9 protein-coding genes are annotated in these 8308 nt (G+C 75.8%); 6 read left to right on the plus strand and 3 right to left on the minus strand.

The genetic code is table 11. The features are described from left to right. Positions 1 to 100 precede the first annotated feature (100 nt). Entirely contained in the window at positions 101 to 982 is an 882-nt protein-coding gene (locus tag F9B16_RS46755) for an oxygenase MpaB family protein (RefSeq protein WP_225992570.1), read from the minus strand. A gap of 318 nt (positions 983 to 1300) precedes the next feature. On the opposite strand from F9B16_RS46755, the gene F9B16_RS46760 reads away from it, so the two are divergent. After that, on the plus strand, positions 1301 to 1660 hold the full coding sequence (locus tag F9B16_RS46760) for a hypothetical protein (RefSeq protein ID WP_151546724.1): 360 nt from the start codon (positions 1301 to 1303) through the stop codon (positions 1658 to 1660). Positions 1661 to 1803: 143 nt separating this feature from the next. Here F9B16_RS46760 and F9B16_RS46765 read toward each other — a convergent pair whose 3' ends face one another. Beyond that, positions 1804 to 2823, minus strand: coding sequence for an alpha/beta fold hydrolase (locus tag F9B16_RS46765; protein WP_151546725.1), 1020 nt, complete (start codon positions 2821 to 2823; stop codon positions 1804 to 1806). A 227-nt stretch (positions 2824 to 3050) separates the two neighbouring features. Here F9B16_RS46765 and F9B16_RS46770 point away from each other — a divergent pair, with 227 nt between their 5' ends. Together F9B16_RS46770 and F9B16_RS46775 are read left to right on the plus strand one after the other, a co-directional pair. After that, positions 3051 to 4046, plus strand: coding sequence for an ABC transporter ATP-binding protein (locus F9B16_RS46770; RefSeq protein ID WP_151546726.1), 996 nt, complete (start codon positions 3051 to 3053; stop codon positions 4044 to 4046). Further along, positions 4043 to 4885 (plus strand): ABC transporter permease, encoded by an 843-nt coding sequence (locus F9B16_RS46775; RefSeq protein ID WP_151546727.1) that lies wholly within the window; start codon positions 4043 to 4045, stop codon positions 4883 to 4885. Before F9B16_RS46770 ends, F9B16_RS46775 begins: the two co-directional genes overlap by 4 nt. A 60-nt stretch (positions 4886 to 4945) precedes the next feature. Here F9B16_RS46775 and F9B16_RS51845 read toward each other — a convergent pair whose 3' ends face one another. Further along, on the minus strand, positions 4946 to 5335 hold the full coding sequence (locus F9B16_RS51845) for an ATP-binding protein (RefSeq protein ID WP_192809340.1): 390 nt from the start codon (positions 5333 to 5335) through the stop codon (positions 4946 to 4948). 327 nt (positions 5336 to 5662) lie between these two features. On the opposite strand from F9B16_RS51845, the gene F9B16_RS46785 reads away from it, so the two are divergent. From F9B16_RS46785 to F9B16_RS46795, 3 genes are all read left to right on the plus strand, one after another. Beyond that, positions 5663 to 6358: a TetR/AcrR family transcriptional regulator gene (locus F9B16_RS46785; RefSeq protein WP_151546729.1), complete on the plus strand. Its 696-nt coding sequence runs from the start codon at positions 5663 to 5665 to the stop codon at positions 6356 to 6358. Next, on the plus strand, positions 6336 to 7130 hold the full coding sequence (locus tag F9B16_RS46790; RefSeq protein WP_225992571.1) for an ABC transporter ATP-binding protein: 795 nt from the start codon (positions 6336 to 6338) through the stop codon (positions 7128 to 7130). Before F9B16_RS46785 ends, F9B16_RS46790 begins: the two co-directional genes overlap by 23 nt. Further along, on the plus strand, positions 7127 to 8308 hold a 1182-nt coding region (locus tag F9B16_RS46795; protein ID WP_151546730.1), incomplete at its 3' end, for an FtsX-like permease family protein. The genes F9B16_RS46790 and F9B16_RS46795, both read left to right, overlap by 4 nt.

The following is an 8308-nucleotide window of genomic DNA, read 5'->3' on the forward strand; positions in this document are numbered from 1 at the left end:
CGCGGAGCTGGTGCGCGGCGGCCAGCGCGATGCCCGCGCCCGCCGCGTACGACCAGGGCAGGTCGGCGTAGATGCCCAGCATCGGCGGTCTCCGGGAGGGTCAGGGGCGGCCGCGTCGGCGGCGGTCGCGGCGGCTGGCGAGCGTGCGGTCGACGCGGTGCCGGGCCAGCCGCACCAGCAGCGGCCGCGGCGGGCGCCGCAGGAACGCCGGGGTGAGATGGTGCAGGTCGGTGGCGGTGCGCAGCACAAGGTCCGCGGCGCGGCGTCGGTTGTGGGTCCACGGCAGCCCGTACTGGTCGCGCAACGGCTCCGGCAGCAGCGCCGTCGTGACGAGGCGGAACACCGCGAGAGCGGGGGCGAGGGCGCGCAGCTTGCGCGGGTACAGCACCGCGGCGGCGACCTCGCGGGCGGTGTCGGTGACCTCCAGCGACGCCACCGCCTCGGCCATGTAGGCGCGGAACGACGCCAGGTCGGGCGGCTGGGCGTCCAGGGGGCAGCCGAGGACCTCCGCGACGATCCGCGCCTGCCGGTAGTACTCCCCGGCGAGGTCGGGCTCGCCGTCGCCGGGCCGCATCACGTTCTCGTAGATGTACAGGGCGGAGTCGATGAGGGTCGCGTTCACCCACAGCTGCAGGTCCGGGTCGTTGCCGGAGTAGCCCTCGCCGCGGACGGCGCCGTGGATCCCGCGGACCTTCGCGGCGATCCGCCCGACCTCGTCCGGCGTCCCGAACGTGGTGACGAGCAGGAAGTCCAGGGTGCCGAACAGCCGGGCGAGGGGCCGCTCGGCGAAGTCGCTGTGCTCGGCGACGCCCCGGGCGACCGCCGGGTGCGCCAGCTGCATCAGCAGGGCGCGGCCCGCGCCGAGGCCGACCAGCGGCTCGGCGGCGAGGGTCCGCAGCACGTCCCGGTCGGCGAGCCGCTCGGCGAGCAGGTCGCCCGAGGGCACGGGCACCGGTGCGGACGAGGCGCGGGGGGTGGTCACGGGGCCTCCCGGGGGTCGGCGGCCTGTTCCTCCCGCCATCCTCCCGCAATTATTGGCAGTGCGTCAATAAAAGGGGTCGCTGTGCGGGCACCGGCCGCGACCGCCCGCGCCGCCGCCGGTCCGCCGCGTCCCCACCGCCCGGCCTGCACGGAATCGTCACCACATATGGCCGCAACACACGAAAAGACGCACTACGACGGACCGGTGATGGCACAATCGAGGCTTCTGACAACCCCCGAGGGCAGTGGGACCGCCGGTGCGGCGCCGTGTCGGCGGCCGCCGGGCCGCCCACGCGCTCCCCGAGAAAGGTCCCAGCCCGTGGCCATCCGCGACAAGATGCGCGCCAACGCGGCCCCCGTCCTGCAGCCCGGCGAGAACGTCCAGGCCGTCTTCGGAGCCCAGACGACCAGCCAGTACTTCGCGCTGCTGTCGTACTGGATCATCCTGTTCACCAACGCCTACCGGGTCGTGGTGGTCACCGACCGCCGCATCCTGGTGTGCCGGTCCGGGCGGCTGCGCATGACGCCGGTCAACGAGGTGCTGCGCGAGCTTCCCCGGCACACCCGGATCGGCCCGCCGTCCGGCCTGTGGTGGCGCTGCGACTCGCTCGGCGAGCGCCTCTACGTGCACAAGCGCTTCCACAAGGACATCAACGCCGCCGACGGCGTCGCCGCCTGACGCCAGGCCGCGACGGCCACGGCGCCCTCCCCGCACGCTCGCGGGGAGGGCGCCGCCGTTTCCGGTCCGCCCTTCCGGTCCGCCTTTCCGGTCCGTCGTTCCCGGTCCGCCGTCTGCGGGCCCGCGCGGCGCCGCCGCCGGGCTCAGGGCGCCGTCGCCAGGACCGCGTCCGCCACCTGCCGGGGATGCGACACCAGCGACAGATGGTGCGCCCCCGGAATGATCACGGGGGAGGGCGCGCCGATCCGCCGCGCCGTCTCGTAGGGCGACCCGCGCGAGAACACGTCGTCGTCCGCCCCGAACACCACCGCCTTGGGCACCCCGAGCCGCGCCAGCTCCGCCACCCGGCCCGCCGGCAGCCCCACCACCGCCTGCATCTGCCACAGCGCGTCCTCCGCGCCCGGCATCTGGAACGGGCGCCGCCACTGCTGCACGCCCGCCTCGTCCAGGCGCGGGCACGACGGCCCGCACTGCGCCCGGTAGAGCGTCCGTATCGCCCAGTCCGACCGGACGACCAGCCGCGTCACCGTCGTCCGGTACGGGTCGCGCAGCACGAACCGCAGCTTGTCGGCGCCCTCGCCGGCGCCGGTGTCGAGGGCGTCGCCGTCCAGGAACACCAGCCCGGCCGCCCGCCCCGGCGCCTTCAGCGCCGCCGCCGCGATCACCCCCGCGCCGCTGGAGTGCCCCACCAGCGTCGCCCGGTCCAGGCGCATCGCGTCGAGGAACCCGAGCAGCTGCGCGGCCTGGTGCGCGGCGTCGAACGGCCCGCGCCGCTCGCTGTACCCCCAGCCGGTCAGGTCCAGCGCGTACACGCGGTGCCGGACGGCCAGCAGCGGCGCGACCCGGGACCAGGTGTCGGCGGACTCGAACGCGCCGTGCACCAGCACCACCGGCGTCCCCTGCGCCCCCCACTCCCGGTACCTGGTCCGGACGCCGTCCGCCTCGGTGAACAGCGCACCGGCCGGGGGCTTCGCCCGGCCGGCCGTCGCCGCGTTGTAGGCGAACGAGAACACCGTGACCGCCGCCAGCAGCACCACCACGGCGATCAGCAGGCGCCGCCCCCACCTGCGCAGCCGCGGGCGGCGGCGCCGCCCGGCGGGCTCGGGCGCCGGTGCGGCGGTCGCGCCGGACGGCGACGCGGACGGATCGGACACGGCGGTCATCACACTCCTCCAGGGGGATCCCGCTCATCCTCCCCGGAACGCGCCCGCTCAGGCGTCCGGCGCCGGGAGTGATCACGGCTGCGCCCCGCGCGGTACGCGCGGCCCCCTCGCGGGCCCCGATGCCCTACCGGAGGTGGAGGCGCATCGGCTCACGGGAGGATCCGCCCCGGCCGTCCGCCGCGCTAGTGTGATCCTGATCACTGGAACCGACCCCCGGGGACGCGCGCATGATCGAGGCGGAACACCTCACCAAGCGGTACGGCGACAAGACCGCCGTGGACGACCTGTCCTTCACCGTCGTCCCCGGGCGGGTGACGGGCTTCCTCGGCCCGAACGGCGCCGGGAAGTCGACGACCATGCGGCTGCTGCTCGGCCTGGACCGGCCCACCCGCGGCGACGCCCGCATCGCCGGCCGGCACTACCGCGACCTGCCCGCCCCGATGCGGGTGGTCGGCGCGCTGCTGGAGGCCCGCGCCGTGCACACCGGCCGCAGCGCCTACAACCACCTGCTGTGCCTCGCCCAGACGCAGGGCATCGGACGCCGCCGCGTCGACGAGGTCGCCGACCTCGTCGGCCTCACCGACGTCGCCCGCAAGCGCGCCGGCGGGTTCTCCCTCGGCATGGGGCAGCGGCTCGGCATCGCCGCCGCGCTGCTCGGCGACCCGTCCGTGCTGATCCTGGACGAGCCCGTCAACGGCCTGGACCCCGAGGGCATCGTCTGGATCCGCACCCTCATGCAGCGGCTCGCCGCGCAGGGCCGCACCGTGTTCGTCTCCAGCCACCTGATGAACGAGATGGCCGTCACCGCCGACCACCTCATCGTCATCGGCCGCGGCCGGCTCATCGCCGACTGCTCCACCGAGGAGTTCATCGAGCGCAGCACCGAGAAGATGGTGATCGTCCGCAGCCCCGACGCCGCGCGGCTCGCCGACGTGCTCGCCGCCGAGGGCGCCAAGATCACCCCCGACGGCGACACCGCCCTCACCGTCACCCACATGGAGGCGCCCCGCGTCGGGGAGCTCGCCGCCGCCGAGCGGATCGTCCTGCACGAGCTGACGCCGCGCCGCGGCTCCCTCGAGGCCGCCTTCATGGAACTGACCCGCGACAGCGTCGAGTACGGCGCCGGAACCGGCCCGGACGGGACGGCCGTCCCGCCACCCGCCCCGGCCGTGGACGGCGCTTCCGACGGTGCCGCGCCCGCAGAACAGGGGGAGAACCGATGACCGCCGCCGACGCGCCCGCCCGCACGCCCGCGAGCGACCCCGGCGCGTTCGCCCGTCCCGGCTTCGGCCGGCTGCTGGTCGCCGAATGGACCAAGATCCGCTCGGTCCGCTCCACGCTGTGGTCGCTGATCCTGCTGATCGTGCTCGACCTCGGCTTCACCGCGCTGTTCATGGGCCTCACCGTCGGCCAGTGGGACAAGACCGACGCCGGCGACCGCGCGCAGATCGCCGCCGACCCCGTCTCCAGCATCCTCGGCAGCGGCTTCTTCCTCAGCCAGCTGACGATCTGCGTCCTCGGCGTGCTGGTCATCGCCTCCGAGTACTCCACCGGCATGATCCGCGCCAGCCTGCTCGCCGTGCCGCGCCGGCTGCCGATGCTGTGGGCCAAGGCCGTGGTCTTCGGGCTGATCGTCCTCGTCCTCGGCGTCGTGGTGTCGTTCGTGTCGTTCTTCATCGGCGCGGCGATCCTGTCCAGCAAGGTTGACGCCTCGCTCGGCGACCCGGGCGCACTGCGCGCCGTCGTCGGCGGCGGCCTCTACCTGGCCATGCTCGGGCTGTTCGCGCTCGCGATCGGCGCGATCGTCCGGCACCCCGCCGGCGGCATCACCGGCGTCATCGGGTTCGTGCTGGTGCTCGCGCCGCTCACCGCGCTGCTGCCCGGCAGCATCGGCGACCACGTGCACGCCTACCTGCCCTCCGAGGCCGGCCAGCTGATCGCCAAGGCGCACCAGGGCAAGGACGACCTGCTCACCCCCTGGCAGGGGTACGCGGTGTTCGCCGCCTGGACGGCCGCGCTGATGGCCCTCGCCGCGTTCCTGCTCAAGCGCCGCGACGCCTGACACCGCCCGCGAACACCGCCTGCGGCGCCTGACGCCGCGAGAGGCCCCGGACCCGGGCGGTCAGCCGCCCGGGTCCAGGGCCGTGCGGAACCACACCACCTTCCCGCCGGCGGTCGGGTGCCAGCCGCGCGCCACCGACAGCGCCTGCACCAGCAGCAGCCCGTAGCCGTGCTCGTCGCGGTCGCCGGGGGAGCGGCGGCGCGGCGGCCGCGGGTCGGCGTCCGACACCTCGCAGCGCAGCGTCCCGGCCGCCGTGTCGGCCTCCAGCCGCAGGTGCACGGGCGGGCGGCCGTGCGTGAGCGCGTTCGCGAGCAGCTCGTCGGCCAGCAGCAGCACCACGTCCGCGCCCGCCGCGTGGCCCCACTCGCGCAGCACCTCGCGGATCCGGACGCGGACCGCGGCGATCTGCGCGGGATCGTCCGGGACCGGCCACCCCGTGGTGGTGCGCACGGTCTCACCTCTGGACGGTGTGACGAGGGGGAGCGGGGCGCCGCCGCGGGCGGGGCGGCCCTGCGGGCCCGGCGCCGCCGCGCGGGGAGAGACGGATGCCGTGATCCCGTATCGCCACGGTAACGCCGCCGTGCCCGGCACGGCCAGAAAGTTCCGGAACCCGCACCGCCGGGTCAGGTGCTCACCGACGCCATCTCCGCCGCCCTCTCTGCAGCCTTGCTCTGCCGCCTTCGCCGCCGCCGGCGCCAGACCGTTGCATCGTGCAATGGTCCAGAGCTACTCTGTTGGTCAGATGCTTTAAGCAAATGACCAAAACAGGGAGGCGGGATGGCGTCCGGCGAGGTGCCGACGCGGGTGCGGCTGCTGGAGGCGGCCGTCGCGGTGATGGCCGAGGGCGGCTGGGCGGCGGTGACGTCGCGCGCCGTCGCAGAGCGCGCGCAGGCCAACAACGCGCTCGTGCACTACTACTTCGGCTCGGTGGACGCGCTGCGCCGCGCGGCGGTGATGCACGGGATCGAGGCGGAGCTGGAGGGCCCGGTGACCGCGATCCTGCAGGCCCCCGACACGCTGGACGGCGTCGTCGAGGCCGTCGCCGGGCTCGCCGTGCGCGGCGCCGCGAGCGCCGGGCAGCGGGTCATGGCCGAAGCGCTGGTGGCGGGGCTGCGCGACGAGGAGCTGCGCGAGCAGAGCGCCGTGCAGGTGCGGATGTTCCGCGACCTGCTGGCGTCCCGGCTCGCCGCCGACCGCGACGCGGGGCGGCTGCGCGCCGACGCCGACCCGGCGGCGCTGGCGGTCGTCATCACCGCGCTGCTGGACGGGCTGCTGCTGCACGCCGTGATGGACCCGGAGACCGACGCCGCCGGGTCGGCGGCGTCCCTCACCGCCCTGCTGCGCGCCGCCGCCCCCGCCCCGGGACCCTCCCCGGACCAGGCCCCGGACTCCGCCGCGGGCGGCGCGCCCGGCGGACCGACCGGCCGTCCCCCGGCCGACCAAGGAGACGATGGAGATGCGGCACGGCAGTGAACAGGCCCCGGCCTCCGAGCGGGACGACCCACCGCGGCGCGCGCCCGGACCGAACGGCGCCAGGGAACGCACGGCGGTTCTGCTGCGCGGGGCGTCCAAGACCTACGGCAAGGGCCACGCCGAGGTGCACGCGCTGCGCGAGGCGGACCTGGAGGTGCCCGAGGGCGAGCTGGTCGTGCTGCTCGGCCCGTCCGGGTCCGGCAAGACGACCCTGCTGAACCTCATCGGCGGCATCGAGCCGCCCACCGCCGGGGAGGTCGTCGCGGGCGGCCGGGACCTCTCCCGGCTCGACGAGGACGGCCGCACCGCCTACCGGCGCGACACCGTCGGGTTCGTGTTCCAGTTCTTCAACCTCGTGCCGTCGCTGACCGCGCTGGAGAACGTCCGGCTCGTCGCCGAGCTCACCGGCCGCGGCGACCGCGAGCGGTCCGCGGCCGCGCTCGCCGCCGTCGGCCTCGCCGAGCGCGGCGGGCACTTTCCCGCGCAGCTGTCGGGCGGCGAGCAGCAGCGCGTCGCGATCGCCCGCGCCATCGCCAAGGACCCGGCGCTGCTGCTGTGCGACGAGCCGACCGGCGCCCTCGACCTGGACACCGGACGCGGCGTCCTGCGCGTCCTGCAGGACCTCAACGGCGAGGGACGCACCGTCCTGATCGTCACCCACAACGCCGCGATCGCGTCGATGGCGCACCGCGTGGTGCGGATGCGGTCCGGGCGCGTCGTCGAGGTCGCGGTGAACGCCGCGCCCGCGCCCGCCGAGGAGGTGACCTGGTGAGCGTGCTGGCCGTCAAGCTCCGCCGGGACCTGCGGCGCCGCCCCGCGCAGCTGGTGTCGGTGGTGGTGCTGGTGATGCTCGGCGTCGCGCTGTTCGGCGCGTCCTACGACGCCTACAAGAACCTCGACTCCGGCTACCGGCGGCTGTTCGAGCGGTACCGGTTCGCCGACCTGACGGTGTCGGGCGGCGACACCGCCGCGATCGCCCGCGCCGCCGCCGCCGAACCCGGCGTCGCCGCGACCGCCGCCCGCACCGTCGCCGATGTGCCGATGCGGATGCCCGACGGCAGCACCCTCGTCGGCCGCGTCGTCGGCATGCCCGCCGGGTCGCAGCCCGCCGTCGACAGGGTCAAGGTGCTCAAGGGCCGGTACCTGGACGCGTCCGCGCCCACCGGGGTCCTCGCCGAGAAGCACATCGCCGGCCACGCCCGCCTCCGCCCCGGCGCGAAGGTCGCGGTGTGGCACGGCGGCGCCTGGCAGCAGGTCGACGTGCGCGGCACCGCGTCGTCCACCGAGTACCTGTGGCCCGCCGCCAGCCGCCAGGACGCGCTGCCCGCGCCCGGCTCGTTCGGCGTGCTGTTCGTCCCCGAACCGCTCGCCGAGAAGATCGCCGGGACGTCCGCGCCGAACCAGGTCGCCGTCCACTACACCGGCGCCGGACGCGGCCACGCGGGCAGGCTCGACGCCGCGCTCACCGCCGCCGCCCGCGATCACGGCGCCGGCGCCGCCGTCACCCGCGCCGACCAGCCCAGCAACGCCGCCCTCGGCGAGGACATCAAGGGCTTCGCCGAACTCGCCGTGCTGTTCCCGCTGCTGTTCCTCGCCGCCGCAGGCGTCGCGGTGTACGTGGTGCTGACCCGCCGGGTCGCGCGCGACCGCGTCGTCATCGGGACGCTGCGGGCCAGCGGGTTCCGCCGCCGCACCCTCGTCGCGCACTACCTGGCGACCGGCCTGGCCGCCGGGCTCGCCGGCGCCGTCCCCGGCGTCGTCGCCGGGGTGCTGCTCGCCGGCACCGTCACCCGCCTGTACGGCGACGCGATCGGCCTGCCCGAGACGTTCGTGTCCGTGCGGGCCGCGACCGTCGCGGCCGGGCTGGCGTACGGGCTGGCGGCGGGCGCGCTCGCCGCGCTCGCGCCCGCGCTGTCGGCCGCGCGGGTCCCGCCCGCCGAGGCGATGCGC

The sequence above is a fragment of the Actinomadura montaniterrae genome, from assembly GCF_008923365.1.
GTDB lineage: Bacteria > Actinomycetota > Actinomycetes > Streptosporangiales > Streptosporangiaceae > Spirillospora > Spirillospora montaniterrae.

Bases quoted from the DNA above. Each gene is read 5' to 3' on its own strand.
- F9B16_RS46790 (WP_225992571.1), top strand. From the start codon at position 6,336: ATGGAGATGCGGCACGGCAGTGAACAGGCCCCGGCCTCCGAGCGGGAC.
- F9B16_RS46770 (WP_151546726.1), top strand. From the start codon at position 3,051: ATGATCGAGGCGGAACACCTCACCAAGCGGTACGGCGACAAGACCGCC.
- F9B16_RS46785 (WP_151546729.1), top strand. From the start codon at position 5,663: ATGGCGTCCGGCGAGGTGCCGACGCGGGTGCGGCTGCTGGAGGCGGCC.
- F9B16_RS46775 (WP_151546727.1), top strand. From the start codon at position 4,043: ATGACCGCCGCCGACGCGCCCGCCCGCACGCCCGCGAGCGACCCCGGC.
- F9B16_RS46765 (WP_151546725.1), bottom strand. From the start codon at position 2,823: ATGACCGCCGTGTCCGATCCGTCCGCGTCGCCGTCCGGCGCGACCGCC.